The sequence below is a fragment of the Streptomyces sp. NPDC054872 genome (genome assembly GCF_053610705.1).
Window position 1 is genome coordinate 64499 of the sequence record NZ_JBSGYY010000021.1, and the last position, 24440, is coordinate 88938.

Genomic DNA, 24440 nt, shown 5'->3' on the forward strand with positions numbered 1-24440 from the left:
CGACGCACCGGCTGCTTCGTGCTGTCCGCGTCCCGGTGGGCCCGTGCACGGGAAACTCCGGGCGTCGCGCGGTGTGCCGGAAGCAGCAGATGCGTCCCTCCGCACGCACCACCACGACGAGGTGTACTCAGCCATGCGCACTCAACCCCCGCGCACCCCTTCGCGCCGCGCCCCTTCGCGCCGCGCCCTTTCGCGCCGCGCCCTGCTCGGCGCCGCGACGGCCGTCGCCGGTCCGGGAATCCTGACCGCCTGCTCCGGGTCCGGCTCCGGTGCGGATTCCGCCCACGCGGGACACGGCGGCGGATCCGAGCCCGAGGGCTATGTCGACCCCGCGGGCAAGGAAGTCGCCGCCGCGGAGAAGAAGCGAACCGGCGGCGGCACGGTTCATGAGGTGAAGCTGATGGCCATGAGGGCCAAGCTCGACCTCGGCGGCCGTACGGTCAGGACCTGGGCGTACGGCGACCGGCTCCCCGGCAAGGAGGTCCGCGTCACCGCGGGCGACACCCTCGCCCTCACGCTCGCCAACCACCTCCCCGAGGCCACCTCCCTGCACTGGCACGGCCTGGCCTTGCGCAACGACATGGACGGCGTCCCCGGCCTGACCCAGAAGGCCGTCAGGCCCGGCGCGGAGTTCACATACCGCTTCGCGGTGCCGCACCCGGGGACCTACTGGTTCCACCCCCACTCGGGCACCCAGCAGGACCGCGGCCTGTACGCACCACTGATCGTCGAGGACCCCAAGGAGCCCTTGCGGTACGACAAGGAGTGGGTCGTCGTCCTGGACGACTGGCTCGACGGAGTGGACGGCTCCACCCCGGACGCCGTGCTCGCCGAACTCAGCAAGGGCATGGCCGGCCATGACATGGGAGACGCAGGCGAGGAGGGCGGCGGCTCCGGCGAGGGCGGCATGGACCACGGCGGCCACGGCATGTCCGGCATGGCGTCGCGCACGTCCGCGACGCCGAATCCCTCCGCAACCGCGAGTGCCCCTTCCCGCATGATGATGGGCGCCAGGAGCGAACTGCTCGGCGGCGACGCGGGCGATGTCGCCTACCCGCATTACCTGATCAACGGCCGCACGCCGGACGCCCCGTCCTCCTTCACGGCCCGCCCCGGCGACCGCATCCGCCTGCGCATCATCAACGCGGGCGGGGACACGGCCTTCCGGGTGGCGCTCGGGGGCCACGAGATGACCGTGACGCACACGGACGGCTTCCCGGTGGAGCACGCGAAGACGGACGCGCTGCTGCTCGGCATGGGCGAGCGCTACGACGTCCTGGTCACCGCCGAGGACGGGGTCTTCCCGCTGACCGCGGCGGCCGAGGGCAAGAAGGCGGCGGCGCTCGCGGTCCTGCGCACGGGCGGCGGCCGGGCGCCTGCCCCTTCGGCACGCCCCAGGGAACTGAAGGGCCGCCTCCTGACGGCGGACAAGCTCCGGGCCGCACGGTCGGTTGCCCTTCCGTCCCGCAAGCCGGACCGCACGATCAGGCTGCGACTGACCGGCGGGATGGCGAAGTACGACTGGGCCTTCGACAAGACCCCCTACTCCCCCGGCCGCCGCCACCCGGTCCGCGCGGGCGAACGGGTCCGCCTGGTCTTCGCCAACTCGACGTCGATGTGGCACCCGATCCATCTGCACGGCCACACGTTCACCCTGGCGAACACGCAGGACGGCCCCCGCAAGGACACCGCGGTCGTCCTGCCGAACGGCACCCTGACGGTGGACTTCGAGGCCGACAACCCGGGCCTGTGGATGATCCACTGCCACAACGTCTACCACTCGGAGGCAGGAATGATGACGGTCCTCGGCTACCGCGGCTGACGGCCTCCGGCCGGCGCGCCCGACCGGCGGCGAGTGCGTGGGGTGCCCCCGATGGGGCACCCCACCCCCGCCCCACAAGGCATCGCGTCGCTCTGACGATTACACTGGGCCGCGTGCCTCAACTACGCCTCGCCCTGAATCAGATCGACTCGACCGTCGGCGATCTCGCCGGGAACGTCGAGGCGATCGTCCATTGGACCCGGCACTCCGCCGAACAGGGAGCGCACCTCGTCGCGTTCCCCGAGATGGCGCTGACCGGCTATCCCGTCGAGGACCTCGCCCTGCGGTCGTCCTTCGTCGACGCCTCCCGGGAGGCGCTGCGCGCGCTCGCCGTGCGGCTGAACGACGAGGGGTACGGCGAGCTGCCGGTCGTCGTCGGCTATCTCGACCGCACCGAGGAGGCCAAGCCGAAGTACGGCCAGCCCGCGGGCGCCCCGCGTGACGCCGCCGCCGTGCTGCACCGCGGCGAGGCCATCCTGACGTACTCCAAGCACCACCTGCCGAACTACGGCGTCTTCGACGAGTTCCGCTACTTCGTGCCGGGCGAGACCCTGCCGATCCTGCGCGTGCACGGCGTCGACGTCGCGCTCGCCATCTGCGAGGACCTCTGGCAGGACGGCGGCCGTGTCCCGGCCACGCGCACCGCGGGCGCGGGGCTGCTGCTGTCCATCAACGCGTCGCCGTACGAGCAGAACAAGGACGACGTACGCCTCGAGCTGGTGCGCAAGCGCGCGCAGGAAGCCGGCTGCACGACCGCCTACCTCGCCATGATCGGCGGCCAGGACGACATCGTCTTCGACGGTGACTCGGTCGTCGTGGACCGGGACGGCGAAGTCATCGCGCGCGCCCCGCAGTTCGCCGAGGGCTGCGTGGTCATCGATCTGGACCTCCCGGCCGCCGCCGCGCAGCCGCCGTCGGGCGTCGTGGACGACGGTCTGCGCATCGAGCACGTCACCGTCTCGCAGGAGCCCCTGCCCGCGTACGAGCCGGAACTCACGGGTGGGTACGCCGAGCGGCTCGACGACGAGGAAGAGGTGTACTCGGCGCTGGTCGTCGGGCTGCGTGCCTACACCGCGAAGAACGGATTCAGCAGCGTCCTGATCGGGCTCTCCGGGGGCATCGACTCCGCCCTCACCGCCGCGATCGCCTGCGACGCGCTCGGCGCGCAGAACGTGTACGGCGTGGCCATGCCCTCCCGTTACTCGTCGGAGCACTCCATCAGTGACGCGGAGGACCTGGCCCAGCGCACGGGTCTGAACTTCCGCACCGTGCCGATCGCCCCGATGTTCGACGCCTACATGGGGTCCCTCGGTCTCACCGGTCTCGCCGAGGAGAACCTCCAGTCGCGGCTGCGCGGCACGATGCTGATGGCCCTCTCCAACCAGGAGGGCCACATCGTCCTCGCGCCGGGCAACAAGTCCGAGCTGGCGGTGGGGTATTCGACGCTCTACGGCGACTCGGTCGGGGCGTACGGGCCGATCAAGGACGTCTACAAGTCGCTGATCTTCCGGCTCGCCGAGTGGCGCAACCGCGCGGCCGTCGACCGCGGCCAGACGCCGCCGATCCCGGAGAACTCCATCACGAAGCCGCCGAGCGCGGAGCTGCGTCCCGACCAGGTGGACACGGACTCGCTGCCGGACTACCCCGTCCTGGACGCGATCCTGGAGATGTACGTCGACCGGGACCAGGGCGCGGACACGATCGTCGCCGCCGGTTATGACCGGGAGCTGGTCGTGAAGACGCTGCGGATGGTCGACACCGCCGAGTACAAGCGGCGCCAGTACCCGCCGGGCACGAAGATCTCCGCGAAGGGCTTCGGCAAGGACCGGCGGCTGCCGATCACCAATCGCTGGCGGGAATCGGTCTGACGCCGACGGCCGGGTGGGCGGAGGAGATCCGCCCACCCGAGCGGCGACTCGGTCGCCCACCCCCCGTCGTCGGAGGAACGAGGGTTTCTACCGCCGGGACGTCTCTCGAAGCGGCGCACCCGAGGCCACCAGCCGCTCACTGCCCGCCGTGGGCGCGGGCGACCGCAGGTCCACCACGTACGCCACCCCGGCCACCCCGAGGCCGAGCACCGCGAGAGCCGCGCCCGTCAAGGCCGGTGACGTCACGCCGAAGCCCGCGGCAAGCGCGAGGCCGCCGACCCAGGCACCGCCCGCGTTGGCGAGGTTGAACGCGGCCTGGTTGGCGGAGGAGGCGAGGGACGGGGCCGCCGACGCCTTCTCCATCACCATCAGCTGCAGGGGCGAGCCCGTCGTGAACGCCGCCATGCCGAGCAGCGTCACCGCGAGCGCCGCGCTCCACGCCGCTCCCATGAGGACGGGGAACAGGGCGAGGACCACGACGAGCGCCGTGAGACCGCCGAAGAGCGTGCCGCGCAGGGAGTGGTCGGCGAGCCGGCCGCCGAGCAGGTTGCCCGCCGTGGCGCCGACACCGAACAGCGCGAGGAGCAGCGTGACGCTGGATTCCGCGTAGCCCGCGGCGTCGGTGAGCATCGGCGTCACGTAGCTGTACGCGGAGAACAGCGCCCCGAAGCCCGCCACGGTCGTGCCGAGCGCGAGCCACACCGGAACGCTGCCGAGCGCCCGGATCTCCCCGCGCAGGCCGCCGCTCTCGCCGTGGCCGTGGTCGGCGGGGACGAGGAGGGCCAGCGCGGCGATGGCGGCGAGGCCGATCGCGCTGACCGCGAGGAACGTCGCGCGCCAGCCGAGCTGCTGTCCCATCGCCGTGGCGACGGGCACGCCCACGATGTTGGCGACGGTCAGGCCGAGGAACATGAGCGAGACGGAGCGGGCCTTGCGCTCGGGGGCCACCAGGCCGGTGGCGACGACCGCGCCGACGCCGAAGAACGCGCCGTGCGGGAGGCCGCTCAGGAAGCGGGCGGCCATCAGCCAGTGGTAGTCGGGGGCCGCGGCCGAGAGCGCGTTGCCCGCGACGAAGAGCACCATCAGGCCGATGAGGACCCGGCGGCGCGGCATGCGCGCGGTGACCGCGGCGAGCAGCGGGGCGCCGATGACGACGCCGAGGGCGTACGCGGAGACCAGGTGTCCTGCGGTGGGGATGGATATGTGCAGGTCGTCCGCGACGTTGGGCAGCAGGCCCATCATCACGAACTCGGTCGTGCCGATGCCGAAGGCGCCCACGGCTAGGGCGAGCAGGGCCAGGGGCATGAAGAACCTTCCGGGGGAGCGCGTGAGGGAGTGGTGTTCCGTAAGTTTACGTACGGAACAAAGTCTCTCCGGCTCAGTATTCCGCAAGGTGAAGCAGGGATGAGCGGTGCGTTACGCGAACGCCGCGACTACAGGTCCACACGCGCCGCGATCGGCAGGTGATCGCTGCTCGTCTCCGGCAGCGTCCACGACGACAGCGGCTCGACGCCCTTCACCATGATCTGGTCGATCCGCGCCATCGGGAACGACGCGGGCCAGCTGAAGCCGAAGCCGTCGCCCGCCGCGCCCTGCGTGGAGCGCATCTGGGAGGTGACGGCGTTCAGGGCGCGGTCGTTCATCGTGCCGTTCAGATCGCCGAGCAGCACGACCTTGGAGACCTGCTCGTCGGCGATCGCCTCGCCCAGCGCGTCCGCGCTGTCGTCACGCTGGTTGGCGGTGAAGCCAGCGTCCAGCTTGACCCGCACCGACGGCAGGTGGGCGACGTAGACGGCGACCTCGCCCTTGGGGCTGTTGACCGTCGTACGCATCGCGCGCGTCCAGCCCAGCTTGATGTCGACGGGCTTGGTGCCGGTCAGGGGGTATTTGCTCCACAGGCCGACCGTGCCCTGCACCGAGTGGTACTTGTACGTGCCGGCCAGCGCCTTCTCGTACGTCGGGACGGCGTTCGCCGTGAGTTCCTCCAGGGCCACGACGTCGGCGCCGGAAGCGGCGACGTCACGGGCGGTGCCCGACGGGTCGGCGTTCTCCGCGTTCACGTTGTGGGTGGCGACCGTCAGGTCACCGCCGGCACCCGACTTGTCGCTGATCAGACCGCCGAAGGAGCTGACCCAGATGACCGAGGGCAGCAGCACGGCGATCAGCGCGGTGGCGGACTTGCGCACGAAGCCGATGACGAGCAGCACCGGGATCAGCAGGCCGAGCCAGGGCAGGAACGTCTCGATGAGGCTGCCGAGGTTGCCGACGCCGTTCGGGATCTGTGCGTGGAAGAGCATCACCAGGGCGAGCAGCATCGCGACCCCGGCCGTGGCGAGCCCGCGCCGCCAGATGCCCCGGTCGCCCCGCCAGCCGTCGACCAGGCGCCGGAACCGAGACCCCTGGCGGCCGGGTTCCGAGCCGCCGCTGCCTGTCTCCGTCACATACGCCTGCGCCATACGCTCGTCGCCTCACTGGTGCCGTGCAACCGTCCTCGCCCCTGAAACCCTAGGCGATGATCGGGTGTCCTCCCCGCCGTCCGTGACGGCCGTACGGGACGAGGACGAGCGGCGCGGCGCGGCGGGTTCCGCATCTCCCCGCACAACGGGCCGCTGTGACGAAACGCGCACATTCACCCCGTGGGCCGCAGCCCCGCGAGCACGGTGTCCACGATCCGCTCGGCGAGGTCGTCCTCGAGCGGCGCGTCGGAGCGCAGGACGGTGCGTACGAGCATGGGGCCGACGAAGAGATCGTTGGCGAGGACGATGTCGACATCAGGGGGCAGTTCACCGTTCTCCGCGCCACGGCGCAGCACCCCGAGCATGACGCGACGCTGGGGTTCGACGACCGTCGCGTGGTACGCGTCCCACAGCTTCGGCAGGCTCTTCATCTGCGCGAACACGTTGTGCAGCAGCGCCGAGGACCGCATGTTCACGCCGCGTCTGCGCAGATGGTCGAGGAGGACGATGATGTCGCCGCGCATCGAATCGCCCGCCAACTCGGGCGGCGGGTCGTCGATGCCGCGCAGGATGTCGACGAAGAGTTCCTCCTTGCCGCTCCAGCGGCGGTAGATGGTCGCCTTGCCGACACCCGCCGTGCGCGCGATCCGCTCGATGGAGAGATCGGCGAGGGGCACGCCGTCCTCGATCAGCTTCAGGACGCCCTCGACGATCGACCGCTCCACGGCCTCACTCCGGGGGCGCCCCCGTACGCCTTTGGCGCTGTGGCCCACGTCAACTCCGCTTCTCGTCGTCCGGCGCTCTGCCGTGGCGATTCTCCCCTGCCCCGGTCAGCGCCCCGCGCCCACGGGGTCGGTCTCCGGACGCTCCGCCTCCGGCTCCTGGGGCGAGCGGCCCGGCAGGAACAGGGCGACGACCACGACGCCGATCAGGGCGACGCCCGCGCCGCAGAGTGCCGTGATGTGCATGGCGTGCAGGAAGGAGTCGTGGGCCGCTGTCACCAGCGGTTCACCGCGCGGGCCGAGCTTGGCCGCGACGCCGAGGGTGGCCTCGATGGACTCGCCCGCCGCGTGCCGCGCGTCGGCGGGCAGGAGGGTGAGCTTGTCCTCGACGCCGCTGCGGTAGGCGGCGGAGAGCACGGAGCCGAGCACCGCGATGCCGAGTGCGCCGCCGACCTGCCGGAAGGTGTTGCTCAGGGCGGAGGCGGAGCCCGCCTTCTCGCGGGGCAGCGCCTGCATGATGACGACGCTGGCGGGCGTCATGATGTGCGCCATGCCGGTGCCCATCAGGAAGAAGATGACCTCCAGGATCCAGATCGGGGTATCGGCCTCCAGGGTCGTGAAGGCGGCGAGCATCGCGGCCAGGAGCAGCAGCCCGCCCGAGCAGACGGCGCGGACGCCGAAGCGGTCGACGACGAGGCGGGCGCGCGGCGCGAAGATGAGCTGGGCCGCGGCGAGCGGCAGCATCAGCAGGCCGGTCTGCAGCGGTGAGTAGCCGCGCACGCTCTGCGTGTAGAAGACCGCGAAGAACGTCACGCCCATCAGCGCGAAGAAGACGAGGGCGAGGGAGCTGATCGCCGCCGAGAAGACACGGTTCTTGAAATACGAGATGTCGATGGACGGATGGTCGCTGCGCTTCTCGTACAGCACGAAGCCGACGAGTACCGCGATGCCCGCCACGACGGTGCCGATGACGGCGGGGTCCGTGAAGTCGGCGAGCTGGCCGCCCTTGATGATGCCGTAGACGAGCAGGACGAGGCCGACGACGGACAGGCCCACGCCCACCAGGTCGATCCGGCCCGGCTTCGGGTCGCGCGACTCGGGCACGAGCCAGATCATCAGGCCGATCGCGACGATCACGATCGGCACGTTGACCAGGAAGACCGAGCCCCACCAGAAGTGGTCGAGGAGCACACCGCCGGTGATGGGTCCGATCGCGATGGCGAGGCCGACGCCGCCCGCCCAGATGCCGATGGCCTTGGGCTGCTCGTCGCGCTCGAAGACGTTCATCAGGACGGCGAGGGTGGCGGGCATCACGAAGGCCGCGCCGAGGCCCATCACGGCGCGGAACAGGATGAGTTGGACGGGCGAGCCGGACTCGGCGGCGAGCGCGGAGCCGATGCCGAAGACGGCGAGGCCCGCGAGCAGCACCTTCTTGCGGCCGAGCCGGTCGCCGAGCAGGCCCGCGGTGAACAGGAGCCCCGCGAAGACCAGGGTGTAGGAGTTGATGGCCCACTCCAGGTCGCCCTGGGTGGCACCCAGGCCCGTGGGCTCGGGGGTCGAGATCGTCTTGATGGCGACGTTCAGGATCGAGTTGTCGAGCACCACGATGAGCAGGCTCAGCATCAGGACGCCGAGGATCGCCCACCGACGCCGGTGCACCGCTTCCGGTATCCGTGGGGTGGTGGCGGGAGTAGTCATGGCCCCCACTCTAGGACCATTTCGATACGAGACCGTCTCGTATTGTAAAGACTTTACCGAAGGGTCCACTAGCCGCCGGGCGGCACGCGATGCCACCATGGAGGTGATCCGGGGACGCCGTCAGGGCGCCTCGAGATAAGAGAAGGAGCCGTTGCGATGACGCAACTTTCGGCTGCCCAGAACCAGCCCGCGGGCCCCTCCGGCCAGTCCACCGACAGCAGCAAGGCGCTGTACGGAGGCAAGAGCACCCGCCGCATCACCGTCCGGGACATCACCGCCGCCAAGGAGCGCGGCGAGAAGTGGCCCATGCTCACCGCGTACGACGCGATGACCGCGTCCGTCTTCGACGAGTCAGGCATCCCCGTGATGCTGGTCGGCGACTCCGCGGGCAACTGCCACCTCGGGTACGAGACCACCGTGCCCGTCACCCTCGACGAGATGACCATGCTGTCCGCGGCCGTCGTACGGGGCACCTCACGCGCCCTGATCGTCGGCGACCTGCCCTTCGGGTCCTACCAGGAAGGCCCGGTCCAGGCCCTTCGCTCGGCGACGCGCCTGGTGAAGGAGGCCGGGGTCGGCGCGGTGAAGCTGGAGGGCGGCCAGCGCTCGCTCCCCCAGACCGAGCTCATCGTCTCCTCCGGCATCCCCGTCATGTCCCACCTCGGCCTGACGCCCCAGTCCGTGAACACCATGGGCTACCGCGTCCAGGGCCGCGGCGACGAGGCGGCGCACCGGCTCCTGAGCGACGCGAAGGCCGCGCAGGACGCGGGCGCGTTCGCGGTCGTCCTCGAACTGGTCCCCGCGGAGCTGGCGGCCGAGGTCACCCGCTCCCTGCACATCCCGACGGTCGGGATCGGCGCGGGCGCCGCGTGCGACGCGCAGGTCCTGGTCTGGACGGACATGCTGGGCCTGACCGGCGGCAAGATGCCGCGCTTCGTGAAGCAGTACGCCGATCTGCGGGGCGTGATGAGCGGCGCGGCCAAGGCGTTCGCGGAGGACGTGGTGGGCGGTTCGTTCCCCGCCGCGGAGCACTCCGTGCACTAGAGCCATCGCGGCAACACCGGCAGCCCGTCGAACTTCCCCCGTCGACGGGCTGTCCGCCGTCCGGGTGTAGGCGGGCTGTCGGTGGTTTGTCGGTGGCAGCTGACAACCTTGCGGCATGACGCGAATCGACAACATCCCCGGCGGCGCCGGAAGCGCCGTCACCGTGAGGGGACTGGTCAAGCACTACGGCGAGACCAAAGCACTGGACGGCGTGGACCTCGACGTACGCGAAGGCACCGTCCTCGGCGTGCTCGGCCCGAACGGCGCGGGCAAGACCACCCTCGTGCGCTGCCTCTCCACCCTCATCACCCCCGACGCGGGCACGGCCTACGTGGCCGGGTACGACGTCGCCAAGCAGCCCCGCCAGCTCCGCCGGGTCATAGGCCTCACCGGCCAGTACGCCTCCGTGGACGAGAAGCTCTCCGGGCGCGAGAACCTCTACATGATCGGGCGGCTCCTCGACCTCTCCCGCAAGGAGGCCAGGTCCAGGGCGGACGGCCTCCTGGAGCGGTTCTCGCTCACCGAGGCGGCGAACCGCCCGGCCAAGACGTACTCCGGCGGCATGCGCCGCCGCCTCGACCTCGCGGCGTCGATGATCGGCAGCCCCTCCGTCCTCTACCTGGACGAGCCGACCACCGGCCTCGACCCCCGCACCCGCAACGAGGTGTGGGCCGAGGTCAAGCGCATGGTCACCGAAGGTGTCACCGTGCTGCTCACCACGCAGTACATGGAGGAGGCCGAGCAGCTCGCCTCCGAGCTGACCGTCATCGACCGCGGCAAGGTCATCGCCAACGGCGGCATCGACGAGCTGAAGGCGAAGGTCGGCGGCCGCACCCTGCGCATCCGCCCGGCCGACCCGCTGGAGCTGGGCCCGCTGGCCGGCGCGCTCGACGACATGGGCCTGACCGGCCTCGCCACCTCCACCGTGGACGCCGAGTCCGGCACGGTCCTGGTGCCGATCCTCAGCGACGAGCAGCTGACCGCCGTGGTCGGCGCCGTCACCGCGCGCGGCATCACGATCGGCTCGATCGGCACCGAACTGCCCAGCCTGGACGAGGTGTTCCTCTCCATCACCGGCCAAAAGGCCAGCGCCCCGCAGGACGCCCGCCCCGAACTCGAGGAGGTTGCCGTATGAGCAGCACCACTCTCGCGCCGCCCCTCCACCAGGGAGAGACCGACGCCCGCATCGGGCTGCGCGACCACGTCCGGCACACCAGCGCGCTGGTCCGCCGCAACCTGCTGTGGATCCGCCAGGACCCGGAGTCGATGTTCGACGCGGTCCTGATGCCGATCGTCTTCACGCTCCTGTTCGTGTACGTCTTCGGCGGCTCCATCGGCCAGGCCCTCGGCGGCGGTCAGGACCAGTACGTGCAGTACGTGGTCCCGGGCATGATGGCGATGATGAGCATGAACATCGCCATGGCCGTCGGCACGGGCTTCAACCAGGACTTCCAGAACGGCATCATGGACCGTTTCCGCACCCTGCCGATCGGCCAGGGCTCGGTGCTCTTCGCCAAGATCGTGGTGGAGCTGATGCGGCTGCTCATCGCGACGACGATCATGATGATCGTCGGTGTCCTGGTGGGCTTCGACATCACGAACTGGGGCGGACTGCTCGCCGCCGTGGGCCTCTCCGCGCTCTTCGGCACGTCCATCATGTGGATCTTCCTGGTGCTCGGCGTCACGATGAAGAGCGCCCAGTCCGTGCAGGCGATGGGCTTCCTGGTCCTGATGCCGCTGCAGTTCGGCTCGTCGATCTTCGCGCCGACCCAGTCGATGCCGGGCTGGCTGCAGGGCTTCACCGACTACAACCCGCTGTCCTCGCTCGCGGACTCCGCGCGCGGCCTGATGGTGGGCGGCCCGGTCGCCCACGACGTCTGGGTGACGGTCGGCTGGTCGGCGGTGCTCACCCTGGCGATGGCACCCATCGCGATCCACAAGTTCCGCACGAAGAACTGAATGCGGACGCGCTAACCGATGTGCCTGTCACAGAGGGCGGCGGCCTCCTCCACGGAGAGGCCGCCGCCTTCCGCGTACGCGGCCTCGTACGCGGTGTCGCCCAGCGCCCCGCGGGCCAACTCCACGGCGGTGTCGCGGATGTCGCGCTCCGCGGCGGGCGCGAAGTGACCGGGCGGCAGCTCACGGTCGGCGACCGCGATCAGCCGGGCCGCGTCGTGGGCGTGCCGGCCGTCGTCGAGGGCGGCCAGGGCGCGGGCGGCGGTGGTGAGATGCACGGACGTCATCTGCGGCGCCATCATCTTGACCAGCGGGTCGAGGGACTTGCCGAGCGCGCCGCGCGCGGTGGCGAGGCCCTGCGCGTAACGGCCGTCCACGGTGTCGAGCCAGGCCTCGGCGCCCAACACGAAGCCCTCGAAGATGACGAAATCGACGGCCTTGAACTCCTCCTTCAGCAACCGGAGTTGTTCCCGCGCCGCGGCGGTCCGGCCGGTGCGGGCGAGCAGGTCCACGAGGAAGAAGCGGGCGGCGGGCAGCGACTCGCTGGAGTTCGCGGCGGCCTGGCCGTCGTGTTCGAGGACCGACCAGAGCAGCTCCTCGCCACGGGCCACGTCGCCGGCCTCCGCGAGCACCGCCCCGAGCCGTGCCGTGAGCACGCTGACCTGCGCGGGGGCACCGAGCCGCTCCGCGTGCCCGATGGCGGCTGCGAAGTCCTCGGCGGCGAGGGTGAACCGGCCGCGCCGCTCATGGGCCTCGCCGCGCGAGGAGAGCGCCTCGGCCATGCCCCACACGTCGCCGAGCCGGGTGAAGATCTCCAGCGACTCGTCGGCGTCACGGCGGGCCTCGCCCGCCCGGTCGGCACGGTTGGCGAGGATGTTGGCGCGCTGCTGCAAGGACGCGGCGAGCTCCCAGTCGTACCCGCGCTCGCGGCAGGTGGCGATGGTCGCGTCGACGATGACGTGCAGCCCGTCGATGTCGCCGTCGAGCAGGACCGCGAAGAACCACAGGCTCCCCGGCGACCAGCAGGTCTGCGGAAGACCCGGCCGGTAGGCCTCCCTGATGCCCGCGAGTTTCTCGACGGCCTCCGGTGTGTGCCAGGACTCCAGGTTCATGTCCATGCAGGACAGCTGGATGAGGTGCACACCGCGCCGCGCCTCCTGGAGCACCTCGGGGCGCATGGGCGGCGGGTTGTCCGTGCAGCGTTCGTAGAGGGGTTCCACCGGGGTGACCGGCCGCGTGAAGGGGTCGGGGCCGAGGGCGACCACGTCGCGGGACCAGTTGCGGGTCTCGATGCGCAGGTCGCGGATCGTCCAGTACCAGGAGAGCGAGAGGACCAGGCAGAGCGCCTCCTGCTCGTCCCGGGCGGCGACGGCGTGCCGCAGGGCGGTACGCAGATTCTCGTACTCGACCTCAAGACGTTCGACGGCCTCCCGCTGCCCGCCGCCCCGCAGCCGCGACTCGGTCGTCCGGGCCAGCTCGCGGAAGTACACCAGGTGGGCCCGCTCGGCGGCGCCGCGGTCACCGGCCTCGTCGAGCCGCTCCCCCGCGTACTCGCCCACGGTCTCCAGGAGCCGGTAGCGCATGACGCCTTGCGGCGAAGGGGCGGCGACGACGAGGGACTTGTCGACGAGCGAGCCAAGCACGTCGGCGACGTCGGGCGACCCGGCCGGCGCCCCGCACACCGCCTCCGCGGCGGCCAGGTCGCAGCCGCCGGCGAAGACGGAGAGGCGGCGCAGGACGGTGCGTTCGGGGCCGTCCAGGAGGTCCCAGGACCAGTCGACGACCGCGCGCAGCGTCTGCTGGCGGGGCAGGACCGTGCGGGCGCCGTTCGTCAGGAGGCGGAAGCGGTCGTCGAGGCGGTCCGCGATCTGCCGGGGGGTGAGCATGCGCAGGCGGGCGGCGGCCAGTTCGATGGCCAGGGGCAGGCCGTCCAGGCGGTGGCAGATCTCCGCCGCCGCGGCCCTGTCGTCCTCGACGCGGAAGCCCGGACGCGCCGCCGCGCCGCGGTCCGCGAGCAGGCGCAGCGCTATCGGCTCCGGCAGCGGCTCCACGGGGCGCAGCAACTCCCCCGGTACGCCGAGGGGTTCGCGGCTGGTGGCGAGGACCGTGAGGCCGGGGCAGTGCGCGAGCAGCCGGTCCGCGAGGCGGGCCGCGGCGTCGATGACGTGCTCGCAGTTGTCGAGGATGAGGAGCATGCGGCGCGAGGCGCAGTGTTCGGTGAGGCGGATCACGGGGTCGTCGCCGTGCCACTCCGAGACCGCCCGCAGCTCTTCGGCGCCCGCTCCGCGCAGCACCGTCTCGCGGGCGCCGAGCGCGGTGAGGACCGCCTCCGGCACCGCGTCCGGGTCCTCGACCGGGGCGAGTTCGGCCAGCCACACGCCGTCGGGCACCCCATCGGCGTGAGCCTCGGCCGCCTCCTGCGAGAGCCGTGTCTTGCCGGCGCCGCCGGGCCCGAGCAACGTGACGAGGCGAGCCCTGGCCAGGTCGCCACGGATGGCCTCGATGTCGCCCTCGCGGCCGACGAAGGAGGTGAGCCTGGCCCGCAGGTTGCCCTGCGGTCTCTGCGGTCTCTGCGGTCTCTGCGGCGGGCGGGCCCGGCCCGCGGGCGGACGTGGGGCGTCGGCGTGCAGCAACTCCTCGTGCAGCGCGCGGAGTTCGGGCCCGGGGTCGGCGCCGATGCGGTCCGCGATGAGGCGGCGCACTCCGTCGTACGCGGCGAGGGCCTGCGCCGGGCGGCCCGCGTCGCGCAGCGCCCGCAGCCGCAGGGCCTGCAGCGGTTCGTCGAGGGGGTGGTCGTCGCACAGGGCGGCCAGCTCGGGCAGCGCCTGCTCGGCCCGGCCCAGCGCGAGGGCCGCGGCCAGCCTGGCGCGGCGGGCTTCGAGCCGGCGGGACTCCCACCGGGCCGCCTCCGCCGTGCGGTCCGGCAGGTCGGCGAGCACGGGGCCCTGCCAGAGGGCCAGCGCGTCGTCCAGGATCGCCGCCGCCTTGGCCGCGTCGCCGTCGGCGAGGGCGTCCGCGCCCTCGGCCGCGAGGCGATCGAAACGGTACAGGTCGATGTCGTCCGGGGCGGCGCACAGCTGATAGCCGCCGTCGGTGGAGACGACGGCCCCGGCTCCGACGGCCCTGCGCAGCCGGCCCACCAGCGCCTGCAGGGCGCCGGTCGCGTCGGCGGGCGGATCGCCGTGCCACACCTCGTCGACGAGCACCGGTGCGGGAACGGCCCGGGGTGCGCGCAGGGCGAGGATCGTCAGGAGAGCGCGCAGCCTTGAGCCGCCCACGGCGATCGGGGTGCCGTCGGTGTGCCATGCCTGGGTGGTGCCGAGGATGCGGTAGCGCACGGGGTCCATTGTCTCTGGTGGAGGTGAGGAGCGGTGCCGGGCGCCGCGCCGGTCACCGGCGCACCCCTCGTCACCGGCGCCGCCCGGTTCGTCCCGGAACGCCGGGGTGCCCGGCGGCCCGGCCCGTCCGGGCCCGGAAGTCTCGGTCTCACGTTCCACGGCGCCACGCCCCCACCCTCCCCGGAACCACCCACCTGGTGCGAGACGTTTTCGGCGTGTGCCGGGGTACGGTCCCGTACGACAACCGGCCCGCCATCTCCAGGAGCCACGCCCCATGACCACCGCCCCCACCCGACGAAGCGACCGGCGGATCAGCCCCGTCTTCCTCGGGATCGCCGCCGTCACCGCGGTCTCCGGCTGGGCCGTCTGGACCGGGTTCGCGGACAACGCCGGGCTCGCGGTCTTCCTCTTCGTGACGGCGGCCTGGATCGTCTCGCTCTGCCTGCACGAGTACGCGCACGCGCGCACCGCCCTGCACAGCGGCGACATCTCCATCGGCGCGAAGGGCTATCTGACCCTCAACCCGCTGAAGTACACGCACGCGCTGCTCAGCATCGTGCTTCCGGTGCTCTTCGTGATCATGGGCGGCATCGGTCTGCCCGGCGGCGCCGTCTTCATCGAGCGGGGCCGGATCAGGGGCAAGTGGAAGCACAGTCTGATCTCGGCCGCGGGCCCGCTGACGAACGTCCTGTTCGCGGTCGTCTGCACCGCGCCCTTCTGGCTGGACGCGCTCTCCGGTGTCCCGGACACCTTCCGCTTCGCGCTCGGCTTCCTCGCGCTGCTCCAGGTGACGGCCGCGATCCTGAACTCGCTGCCCATCCCCGGCCTGGACGGCTACGGCGTCATCGAGCCGTGGCTCTCGCACAAGATCCGCCGCCAGGTGGAGCCGTTCGCGCCGTTCGGCCTGATCGCCGTCTTCGGCATCCTGTGGATTCCCGAGGTCAACGGCGCCTTCTTCGACGCGATCGACGCGATCCTGCGCGGCCTCGGCGTGGGCGATCTGGAGACGTACTGCGGCCAGGACTTCTACCGCTTCTGGGACGGCGACCCGAGCCAGTACTGCACGCTCAACCCGTAGCGGCGCGCGCGTCCCGCTCGGCCTTCGCGCGGCGCAGGTAGTACCACGCCATGTTCGAGGAGAGCCCGGCGAGCAGCACCCAGACGACGCCGATCCAGTAGCCCTGGACGAAGGAGACCACGGCCGCGACGACGGCGAGGGCGCAGACCGTGAGGGCGTAGAGAGCGAGGCGGGGCATGGGGGTCGGCTCCTGTCGGGGGTCGGTCCGTGTGGTTCGGCGTTCGGTCCGGGTGCTGGCGGGCCGCCGCACGAAGCGGCGCCCGCACCCAGTGTCCCCCATGCCCGCTACGTCCTAGACGTCGGTCACGCGCAGTCCCGCGTGGGCCTTGTAGCGCCGGTTCACGGAGATCAGGTTGGCCACCAGGGACTCGACCTGGTGGGCGTTGCGGAGCCGCCCCGCGAAGACGCCCCGCATCCCGGGGATCCGGGCGGCGAGCGCCTGGACGATGTCCGTGTCGGCACGCACCTCGCCGAGGACCATCACGTCAGTGTCGATCTCCTCGACGGCCGGGTCCTGGAGCAGGACCGCCGACAGGTGGTGGAAGGCGGCCGTGACCCGGGAGTCCGGAAGCAGGGCGGCGGCCTGCTCGGCGGCGCTGCCCTCCTCGGGCTTCAGGGCGTAGGCGCCCTTCTTGTCGAAGCCCAGCGGGTTCACGCAGTCGATGACGAGCTTGCCGCTCAGCTCCTCGCGCAGCGCCTCGAGGGTCTTGCCGTGCCCGTCCCACGGCACGGCGACGATCACGATGTCGCTGCGCCGCGCGCACTCCGCGTTCTCGGCGCCCTCGACGCCGAGACCCAGCTCGTCGGCCGCGGTCCGCGCACGCTCGGCCGCACGGGAGCCGATGATCACCTTCTGGCCCGCGCGGGCCAGGCGGTAGGCGAGGCCGCGGCCCTGGTCGCCGGTTCCGCCGAGCACGCCGACGACGAGCCCGGAGACGTCGGGCAGCTCCCAGGGATCCTTGGCCGGGGGCTTCTGCGCATTGTCGTTAGAGGTCATGCCGCCGACCTTACTCACCGGTTCGGCGCCGCCGCCTTCAGACCAGCGCGCCCACCGGTATCCGCCGGAACGTGATGGTCTCGTACGCGCTGAAGTCTCCCGTCTCGTAGAGGAGTCCGACGGTCCCGTCGTCGACACGCACGAGGTCGGAGTACGCGGCGGGCAGTCCGTCCACCGTGTACGCGTCCTGCCACGTGGTGCCTCCGTCGCGGCTGCGGCGCACGGTCATCAGGGCACGGAAGCCGGGGTCGGCGGGCCCGGAGAGCAGGAGCACATCGGGCGTACGCAGCTGGAGCACGCTGCATTCGACGACGGGGCCGACGAGCCCGGCCTGCGGCCGGAAGGGCTTGAGCAGGCTCTGGCCGCCGTCGCGGGAGTGGGCGTCGGCGCGGGTGCCGGGCGCCGGGGAGTCGTTGCGGGTGTTGAAGTAGATCCGCCCGTCGGGGAGTTCGGCCGCGGTGGTCTCGTTCACGTTCACGTAGCCGTTGGTGTTGTCGTCGATGTACCCGATGCGCCAGGTCTGGCCGAGGTCGTCGCTGAGCAGGCAGTGGCCGCCGTTGTACTTGCCCTCGGTGCCGTTGTCGGTGCCGGTCGGGGGAAGGGAGTGGTTGGCGGGCACGACGACGCGACCTGGGGCGGCGCCTTCGGCCAGCTGGATCGCGTGGCCCGGCGTGGTCGCGTACCACCGCCAGTTCGCCTTCTTCACCTGCCCGGTGATCTCCTTGGGCGCCGACCAGGTCAGCCCGTCGTCGTCGCTGTGCCGCACCCAGATCCGCCGCCCGTTCGCCGCGGACACCTTGCCGCGGCGGATGGCGTCCTCGGTCGCCGCGGCGGCGTTGCGGACGTGGACGAGGAGGATGCGGCCGGTGTCGAGGACGACGGGGGCGGGGTTGCCGGCGAGGTCGGTGCCGTTCTGGGCGATGACCTGGAGGGGGCCCCAGGTGCGGCCGCCGTCGCTGGAGCGCTTCAGCACCACGTCGATGTTGCCGAAGTCCTCCTGCGAGCCGACCCTCCCCTCGCAGAAGGCGAGCACGGTGCCGGAGTTCGTGCGCACGACGGCGGGGATACGGAAGCTCGCGTAGCCCTCGCGCCCGGCACGGAAAGGAACACTTGTCTCATCAGCCATCCCCGGTCCGTCCCCACCCCGGACGAATTCCCGGTGAACTCCGCCTGACGACTCGCCCGTTGAGGCAGGATGCGACCCCATGGACGCCGTACGGGTCGCGCTGCTGCGCGAAGTGCTCGCGGGAACCGAGTGGGTCGGCGCGACGCGCCGCTTCGCGGGGACGCTGCGGTCCTCCGTGGTGCCGCACGGGGGCGGGCTGCTCCTGGTGGGCACGCGGGAGTACGAGCCGTGGCACCTGGCCGCGCACCTCGTGGACGAGGCGGCGTGGTCGGGGACGCCGGAGCTGACGCCGACGCTCGTACGTCACCGGGTGCGGGAGGGCGATCCCGCGCATCTGTCGACCGGGCTCGGCCGGATCGAGGCGGCGAGGCGCGGGGAGACCCTGCTCGTGGTGGCTCCGGACGCACCGGCTCCGGTGCCGGGGGCGGACCTCCTCGAGCGGGTGCACGACGCACGCGCGGCGGGGGCGACGGTGCTCTCCCTGGGTTCGGGGCACGGCGACCTGCGGGCCATGGCGCACGAAGCCCTGGCGGTACCGGAGACCCCTGACCTCGACCTGGACATGGTCCAGCACCTGGTGAGCGCGGCGGCGGGCGAGAACTCGCTTCCCGCGGCGCGGGGCCGCCGACGGCTTCGTGACCGGTTGTCCCGCCTGGCCGACCAACTGACGGCGCCGCCGCCCGCGCGGTGGTAAGGCTCCGCCCGCCCACCCGATCACCCCGGAGAATTCAGTTGCCCCGGGTCATGATCAGCGCTGACCATGGCTTTTCGTGTCCCTCTCCTCCGTACTGCCCGACCTCTCCCCCTGGCGCTCCACGCGTGACTTCCGGCTGCTCTGGGTGCAAGGGCTCGTCACGACCTTCGGCAGCTTCATGGCCCTGGTCGCGCTGCCGCTCCAGATCAAGGACCTCACGGACTCACCGCTCGCCGTCGGCGCGATGGGCGCGGTCGAGCTGGTGCCGCTGATCGTCTTCGGGCTCTACGGGGGCGCGCTGGCCGACGCGGTGGACCGGCGCCGGGTGATTCTCCTGACCGAGGCGGGGCTCGGCCTGCTGGCCGCCGTGCTCCTGGTGAACGCGCTGCTCCCGGAGCCGATGCTGTGGCCGCTGTACGTGGTGGCGGCGGGCGTCTCGGCGCTCGCGGGGCTGCAGCGCCCCGCGCTCGACTCCCTGATGGCCCGCATCGTGCCGCACGACCAGCTCACGGCCGCCGCGGCGCTCAACTCGCTGCGCTGGAACGTCGGCGCGATCGCGGCCCCCGCCCTGGCGGGCCTGGTCGTCGCCTACGCCGGGCACGCCCCCGCCTACGCGGTGACCGTGCTCTCCTTCGCCGTCTCCGTGGCCCTGTGCACCCGCATCGCGCCCGCGCCTCCCGCCCACGACGCGGAGAAGCCGTCCCTGCGGGGCCTCGCGGAGGGCGCGCGGTACGCGTGGTCACGGCCGGTGCTGCTCGGCACGTACGCCATCGACATGGCGGCGATGTTCTTCGCCTTCCCGAACACCATCTTCCCGTTCCTCGCCGAGGAACTTGACGCCGAGTGGTCGCTCGGCCTGATGTACGCGGCCGGGGCGGTCGGCTCGCTGCTCCTGAGCCTGACCAGCGGGTGGACGTCACGCGTACGACGGCACGGGCTGCTCGTCGTGTTCGGGGCGGCGGGATGGGGCCTTGCGATCACGGCCGCCGGATGGTTCGGCAACATCTGGCTGGTCCTCGTGTGCCTGGCCCTGGCCGGCGCGGGCGACATGCTCAGCGGGCTCGGCCGCTCCACGATCTGGAACCAGACGATCCCGGACGAGCTGCGGGGCAGGCTGGCGGGCATCGAGGTGCTGTCCTACAGCGTCGGCCCGCAGCTCGGCCAGGTCCGCGCGGGCGCGGCCGCCGGCTGGACGGGCACCCGTAGCGCCATCTGGTCCGGCGGCCTCGCCTGCGTGGCCTCGGTCGCCGCCCTGACGGCGGTGCTGCCGAAGCTGCTGTCGTACGACGCGAGCACGGACGAGGACGCCGTCCGGCGCCGCGAGGTGTCCACCGCCGGGTGACCTGCCCCGGGCGGGGGCGAGCGGATCAGCCCCTGCCCTCGGCCTCGCCCCCGGCACCCTTGTCATGCCATTTCGGGTCGGTCTCCCACTCCAGGTTCCGCTCGGCGGCGGTCTCCATCGCCCGCTGGGCCTCCTCGCGGGAGCCGTACGGCCCGAAGCGGTCCTTGCCCGGACAGTCGGGGCCCTCCTCGACCTTCTGGTGCTCCAGGCAGTAGTACCACTCGCCCGGTTTACCGACGGTCCGCCTCTTGAACAGTGGCATGGTCTGCTCCTCTCTCTCCCGCCATGCTGCCCCACCACCGCTGGTTAGACTCGCTGGCATGTCTGGCCAGTCACTGCTCGTCCCAGGGGAGCTCTCCCCCATCCGCCCCGTTCCGGGAAACATCAGGCGCCCGGAGTACGTGGGGAAACCCGCGCCCACCCCGTACACCGGGCCCGAGGTGCAGACCCCCGAGACCATCGAACTGATGCGCACCGCGGGCCGTATCGCCGCACGCGCGATGGCCGAGGCCGCCAAGCACATCGCCCCCGGGGTGACCACCGATGAGCTGGACCGCGTCGCCCACGAGTACATGTGCGACCACGGCGCCTACCCCTCCACGCTCGGCTACCGCGGCTTCAAGAAGTCGCTGTGCACCTCCGTCAACGAGGTCATCTGCCACGGCATCCCGGACTCGACCGTCCTGAACGACGGCGACATCATCAACCTCGACGTGACCGCGTACATCGGCGGCGTGCACGGCGACAACAACGCCACGTACCTGGTCGGGGACGTCGACGAGGAGTCCACGCTCCTCGTGGAGCGGACCCGGGAGTCCCTGGCCCGCGCCATCAAGGCGGTCAAGCCCGGCCGCCAGATCAACATCATCGGCCGCGTCATCGAGTCGTACGCCAAGCGCTTCGGCTACGGCGTCGTCCGTGACTTCACCGGCCACGGCATCAACACGTCCTTCCACTCCGGCCTGATCGTCCCGCACTACGACAGCCCGCACGCCACGACCGTGATCAAGCCCGGCATGACGTTCACCATCGAGCCGATGCTGACCCTCGGCACGTACGAGTACGACATGTGGGAGGACGGCTGGACGGTCGTCACGAAGGACCGCAAGCGGACCGCGCAGTTCGAGCACACCCTCGTGGTGACGGACAGCGGGGCGGAGATCCTTACGCTTCCCTGAGCTCGGAGCGGGTAGCGTTTTACCGACAGGACGTCGGGAACCAGTTGACTTAGGTAAGCCTAACTTGGATGATCGGTGGAGGTCACCGGTTCGTCACTGGTTCCTGCCCTTCTTCGGCGTTCCTCGCTTTCTTCGGCTTCGGAGGTCCCTCATGGATCCGTTCTCGACGGTCATCCGCACCGCGTCGCACGAGCAGCACACGGAGGCGGAGACCTCGACCTTCATGAGCGACCTCCTCGGCGGCAGGCTCGGCGTCGACGCGTACGCGCGCTACACGGAACAGCTGTGGTTCGTGTACCGCGCCCTGGAGGAGGGTGCTGCCGCGCTGAAGGACGATCCGGTCGCAGGGCCGTTCATACAGCCCGAGCTGCTGCGCGTGGCGGAGCTGGAGCGGGACCTCGCGCATCTGCGGGGCGCCGGCTGGAAGTCCTCCGCCGCCCCGCTGCCCGCCACTGCGGCGTACGCGGCGCGGGTCGCGGAGTGCGCGCAGGAGTGGCCGGGCGGCTATGTGGCCCACCACTACACCCGCTACCTCGGGGATCTCTCCGGCGGTCAGATCATCCGCGGCAAGGCGGAGCAGACGTGGGGCTTCGCCCGCAAGGGCGACGGAGTCCGCTTCTACGTCTTCGAGGGAATCTCGAACCCGGCCGCGTTCAAGCGGGGCTACCGGGAGCTGCTTGACGGTCTGGGCGAGGTCGTCCCGGACGAGCTGGAGCGGCAGCGGATCGTGGACGAGTGCAAGCGCGCTTTCGCTTTGAACACCGGGGTGTTCCGCGAGCTGGGGGATGAGTTCCCGCTGTCCGCGTAGGCGCACTGAAGATCTTTTCAGCCCGTCCGGCGTTTGAGGACATCTTGTACGGGGTCTTTTGAGGACATCTCGTACGGGGTCTGGGGCGGAGCCCCGGTTTCGGGAAGGGGCGGGGTGGGGGTAAAGACCGCCGGAGGCAAACCTCAGCCCCCACTCAGCCGCACCCGTCCCCCGACCTCGATCACCCCTCCGGGCCCCGGCGCCGCAAGGATCTGCGAGCCTCGCCCCTGCGTGATGTTGAGCGCCCGGCCCAGCTGCGCGCACAGCAGCAACGCCGCCGCCCCCGTGGCCTCGTCCTCCCGGATGCCGTCATCGCGTCCCGGAAAGCCCCGGGCACGGACCCGCCCCGCCGCCTCGTCCTCCCACGCCCACGCGTACACCCACTCCCCCGGCGGGGGCACCGCGAGGGCGTCCACCTCGGCCGGGGTGGCGTACGAGCGGAGGACACGACCCGGAGCCCACTCCGCCCGCGCCGCGATCCAGCTGAACTCCCCGTCCTGGCGGGCCTCCACGACCCCCGCGGACGTGACCAGTTCAGGGACGTCGAGGAGCCAGGACGTACCGACGCAGGGGTGCCCGGCGAAGGGAAGCCGCAGCGTGGGCGTGTAGATGTCGATGACCCCGCGCTCGGGGTCGTCGACGAACACCGTCTCGCTGAAGCCGAGCTTCCCGGCGATCTCCTGCCGCTCGCCCCGCCCGGGAACGCGGGCCCCATCGCGCACGACACCGAGCTCGTTGCCGTGCCGACCGTCGGGCCCGCAGAAGACTCGCAGGACGTCAAGGCCCTCAAGTGGTTCCGTCACCCGGGCATTCAAACATCCTCAGGAAGTGCGGCGCCGGGCCATGAAGACCGCTCCCGCGCCCGCGGCGACGATCACGCCCGCCGTCCCGAGCAGCGCACCCGTCGGCACCGACGCACCGGTGGACGCCATCGAGCCGCCCGTGCCGCCGCCGACCGTGCCGCCGAGGTCTGCCGAACCCCCGCCGGTCGTGCCGGAACCGCCCGTGCCGGCCGTGCCGCCGCTGCCGCCGCTGCCACCCGGCAGCTCCGCGCCCTCGGCGACGGAGAGCGCCACCGTCACGGGGTCGATCGCGTCACCCTCCTTGTAGCTGGACGGCGCGTCCTCGCTCGCGAACTGCTTCGCGCCCGCCGCGGTGAACGCCGCGGGCACCTTGTCGAGCACGACGACGTCGTCCTTCGCCGCGTACGACGCCTTGGAGAGGTCAAGCGTCGCGAACTTCACGTCGTTGTCGGTGCCCTTGGGCGTGGTGACGTCCAGGCTCAGCGTGCCCTTGGAGCCGTTCGCCGCGATCTTGATGTCGCTGAACTTCATGTCGATGCCGTGCGCCTTGTACTGGAAGCGGACGGCGCCGCCGAAGGACGCGTTCAGCTTCTTCGCGTCGGTGTCCACATCGCCGTCGGCGTACGGGAAGTCGTAGCCGTTGTCGTTCTTCTCGACGCCGCCGGAGAGCGTGGCGCCGCCGCCGGACTCGACGTAGCGGCGGAAGCTCTCCTTCACGCCCCAGGCGAGCGAGCCGTCGTGGACCTTCCCCGCCTCCTGGGACGGCGCGGGCTTCGAGGTGGACGACGTGGGGGCGGGAGTGGGCGAGGCCGTCGTCGAGCCCGACGGCGTGGGGGTGGCCGTCGGCTTCGGCGTCGCGCTCGCGGTCGGCTTACCCGTGGGCGTCGGAGTGGGCGTCGGCGTCGGAGTGCCCGTCGGAGGCGTCTTCTGCGCGACCGTCAGCGGGTCACCCTCCGCGCCCGTGTAGCGGCCACCGCCGCCGAGCGCCTCGTCCGCCTCCTTCGTCAGCTTGGTCTTCATGTCGGTCATGGTGCGCGTGACGGTGACATCGGCGAGGGGCACGTCGTCCTTGGGCGTACCGCCGTCTCTGGTGACGTCGGCGGTGATCTTCGCCTTGGCGCTGTCGAAGCGGACGTCCGCGAGCTTGACGTCGAAGCCGTGCAGCTTGGAGGTGAAGTTCACGCTGCCCTTGAAGGCCAGGTCGACGGTGTGCTGCCCGGAATCGTAGGTCCCCGTACCGTCGACGAAGCTCAACGGGCCGTTGTCCGCGGCCTGTTCGGCGCCCTCGGCGACAGTGATCTTCCCTGCCGCCATGCCGGTCACGTAGCTGCGGTAGCTCTCCTTGACGCCCCACGTCAGCCGGTAGTCCTTCAGCGGCACGTCGGCCGCGGACGCGGGGACGGCCGCCAGGACGGTGGCGCCGAGCGCCACAGCGGTGGCGGCTGCTGCGGCGAGGGCTATCGGGCGGCGAATGGCTGCCATGGTCAGTGGTCTCCTTGAACTGAGGCGA

General features: G+C 71.5%; 21 protein-coding genes. 10 read left to right on the forward strand and 11 right to left on the reverse strand.

Annotation, left to right across the window (positions count from 1 at the left end):
* Positions 1 to 133: 133 nt before the first annotated feature.
* The gene (locus ACWGIH_RS24910; RefSeq protein WP_453510211.1) at positions 134 to 1822 is read left to right on the forward strand and encodes a multicopper oxidase family protein; all 1689 of its coding nucleotides are present in this window, start codon (positions 134 to 136) and stop codon (positions 1820 to 1822) included.
* Positions 1823 to 1935: 113 nt separating this feature from the next.
* Positions 1936 to 3690, forward strand: coding sequence for an NAD+ synthase (locus ACWGIH_RS24915; protein WP_453449390.1), 1755 nt, complete (start codon positions 1936 to 1938; stop codon positions 3688 to 3690).
* Between the two features lie 87 nt (positions 3691 to 3777).
* On the opposite strand, the gene ACWGIH_RS24920 is transcribed toward ACWGIH_RS24915, so the two are convergent.
* From ACWGIH_RS24920 to ACWGIH_RS24935, 4 genes are all read right to left on the reverse strand, one after another.
* Positions 3778 to 4995, reverse strand: coding sequence for an MFS transporter (locus ACWGIH_RS24920; RefSeq protein WP_453449391.1), 1218 nt, complete (start codon positions 4993 to 4995; stop codon positions 3778 to 3780).
* A 128-nt stretch (positions 4996 to 5123) separates the two neighbouring features.
* On the reverse strand, positions 5124 to 6146 hold the full coding sequence (locus tag ACWGIH_RS24925) for an endonuclease/exonuclease/phosphatase family protein (protein ID WP_453449392.1): 1023 nt from the start codon (positions 6144 to 6146) through the stop codon (positions 5124 to 5126).
* Between the two features lie 173 nt (positions 6147 to 6319).
* Positions 6320 to 6871, reverse strand: a complete 552-nt coding sequence (locus ACWGIH_RS24930) for a TetR/AcrR family transcriptional regulator (protein ID WP_453449393.1) — start codon at positions 6869 to 6871, stop codon at positions 6320 to 6322.
* A gap of 105 nt (positions 6872 to 6976) precedes the next feature.
* The gene (locus tag ACWGIH_RS24935) at positions 6977 to 8566 is read right to left on the reverse strand and encodes an MFS transporter (protein WP_453449394.1); all 1590 of its coding nucleotides are present in this window, start codon (positions 8564 to 8566) and stop codon (positions 6977 to 6979) included.
* 156 nt (positions 8567 to 8722) lie between these two features.
* Between ACWGIH_RS24935 and panB the strand changes: the two genes are divergently transcribed.
* From panB to ACWGIH_RS24950, 3 genes are all read left to right on the forward strand, one after another.
* Complete coding sequence (gene panB, locus ACWGIH_RS24940; RefSeq protein ID WP_453449395.1) at positions 8723 to 9610, forward strand: 3-methyl-2-oxobutanoate hydroxymethyltransferase; 888 nt, start codon at positions 8723 to 8725, stop codon at positions 9608 to 9610.
* A 115-nt stretch (positions 9611 to 9725) separates the two neighbouring features.
* On the forward strand, positions 9726 to 10745 hold the full coding sequence (locus ACWGIH_RS24945; RefSeq protein WP_453449396.1) for an ATP-binding cassette domain-containing protein: 1020 nt from the start codon (positions 9726 to 9728) through the stop codon (positions 10743 to 10745).
* Positions 10742 to 11569, forward strand: a complete 828-nt coding sequence (locus tag ACWGIH_RS24950; RefSeq protein ID WP_453449397.1) for an ABC transporter permease — start codon at positions 10742 to 10744, stop codon at positions 11567 to 11569. The genes ACWGIH_RS24945 and ACWGIH_RS24950 overlap by 4 nt, the downstream gene beginning before the upstream one ends.
* A gap of 11 nt (positions 11570 to 11580) precedes the next feature.
* Here ACWGIH_RS24950 and ACWGIH_RS24955 read toward each other — a convergent pair whose 3' ends face one another.
* Positions 11581 to 14913: an AfsR/SARP family transcriptional regulator gene (locus ACWGIH_RS24955; RefSeq protein WP_453449455.1), complete on the reverse strand. Its 3333-nt coding sequence runs from the start codon at positions 14911 to 14913 to the stop codon at positions 11581 to 11583.
* Positions 14914 to 15178: 265 nt separating this feature from the next.
* On the opposite strand from ACWGIH_RS24955, the gene ACWGIH_RS24960 reads away from it, so the two are divergent.
* Entirely contained in the window at positions 15179 to 15982 is an 804-nt protein-coding gene (locus tag ACWGIH_RS24960; protein WP_453449398.1) for a site-2 protease family protein, read from the forward strand.
* On the opposite strand, the gene ACWGIH_RS24965 is transcribed toward ACWGIH_RS24960, so the two are convergent.
* The 3 genes from ACWGIH_RS24965 to ACWGIH_RS24975 are packed head-to-tail and all read right to left on the reverse strand — an operon-like array spanning position 15972 to position 18105.
* Positions 15972 to 16262 (reverse strand): hypothetical protein, encoded by a 291-nt coding sequence (locus tag ACWGIH_RS24965; protein ID WP_453449399.1) that lies wholly within the window; start codon positions 16260 to 16262, stop codon positions 15972 to 15974. The genes ACWGIH_RS24960 and ACWGIH_RS24965 overlap by 11 nt on opposite strands.
* Positions 16263 to 16274: 12 nt before the next feature.
* A complete protein-coding gene (gene npdG / locus ACWGIH_RS24970; RefSeq protein WP_453449400.1) occupies positions 16275 to 16979 on the reverse strand; it encodes an NADPH-dependent F420 reductase in 705 nt (234 codons plus the stop codon).
* Positions 16980 to 17016: 37 nt separating this feature from the next.
* Positions 17017 to 18105 carry a sialidase family protein gene (locus ACWGIH_RS24975; RefSeq protein ID WP_453449401.1) on the reverse strand — a complete coding sequence of 363 codons (1089 nt, stop codon included), beginning with the start codon at positions 18103 to 18105 and terminating at the stop codon, positions 17017 to 17019.
* 79 nt (positions 18106 to 18184) lie between these two features.
* On the opposite strand from ACWGIH_RS24975, the gene ACWGIH_RS24980 reads away from it, so the two are divergent.
* The gene (locus ACWGIH_RS24980; RefSeq protein ID WP_453449402.1) at positions 18185 to 18799 is read left to right on the forward strand and encodes a hypothetical protein; all 615 of its coding nucleotides are present in this window, start codon (positions 18185 to 18187) and stop codon (positions 18797 to 18799) included.
* A gap of 76 nt (positions 18800 to 18875) precedes the next feature.
* Positions 18876 to 20141: an MFS transporter gene (locus tag ACWGIH_RS24985; RefSeq protein ID WP_453449403.1), complete on the forward strand. Its 1266-nt coding sequence runs from the start codon at positions 18876 to 18878 to the stop codon at positions 20139 to 20141.
* A gap of 25 nt (positions 20142 to 20166) precedes the next feature.
* On the opposite strand, the gene ACWGIH_RS24990 is transcribed toward ACWGIH_RS24985, so the two are convergent.
* A complete protein-coding gene (locus tag ACWGIH_RS24990) occupies positions 20167 to 20403 on the reverse strand; it encodes a hypothetical protein (protein ID WP_453449404.1) in 237 nt (78 codons plus the stop codon).
* Positions 20404 to 20461: 58 nt separating this feature from the next.
* Here ACWGIH_RS24990 and map point away from each other — a divergent pair, with 58 nt between their 5' ends.
* Together map and ACWGIH_RS25000 are read left to right on the forward strand one after the other, a co-directional pair.
* Entirely contained in the window at positions 20462 to 21319 is an 858-nt protein-coding gene (gene map, locus ACWGIH_RS24995; protein WP_453449405.1) for a type I methionyl aminopeptidase, read from the forward strand.
* A gap of 151 nt (positions 21320 to 21470) precedes the next feature.
* Positions 21471 to 22127 (forward strand): biliverdin-producing heme oxygenase, encoded by a 657-nt coding sequence (locus ACWGIH_RS25000; protein ID WP_453449406.1) that lies wholly within the window; start codon positions 21471 to 21473, stop codon positions 22125 to 22127.
* Between the two features lie 143 nt (positions 22128 to 22270).
* Here the strand turns inward: ACWGIH_RS25000 and ACWGIH_RS25005 are convergent, their stop codons facing one another.
* Together ACWGIH_RS25005 and ACWGIH_RS25010 are read right to left on the reverse strand one after the other, a co-directional pair.
* Positions 22271 to 22930: a PhzF family phenazine biosynthesis protein gene (locus ACWGIH_RS25005; RefSeq protein ID WP_453449407.1), complete on the reverse strand. Its 660-nt coding sequence runs from the start codon at positions 22928 to 22930 to the stop codon at positions 22271 to 22273.
* Between the two features lie 18 nt (positions 22931 to 22948).
* The gene (locus tag ACWGIH_RS25010) at positions 22949 to 24412 is read right to left on the reverse strand and encodes an HtaA domain-containing protein (RefSeq protein WP_453449408.1); all 1464 of its coding nucleotides are present in this window, start codon (positions 24410 to 24412) and stop codon (positions 22949 to 22951) included.
* Positions 24413 to 24440 lie beyond the last annotated feature (28 nt).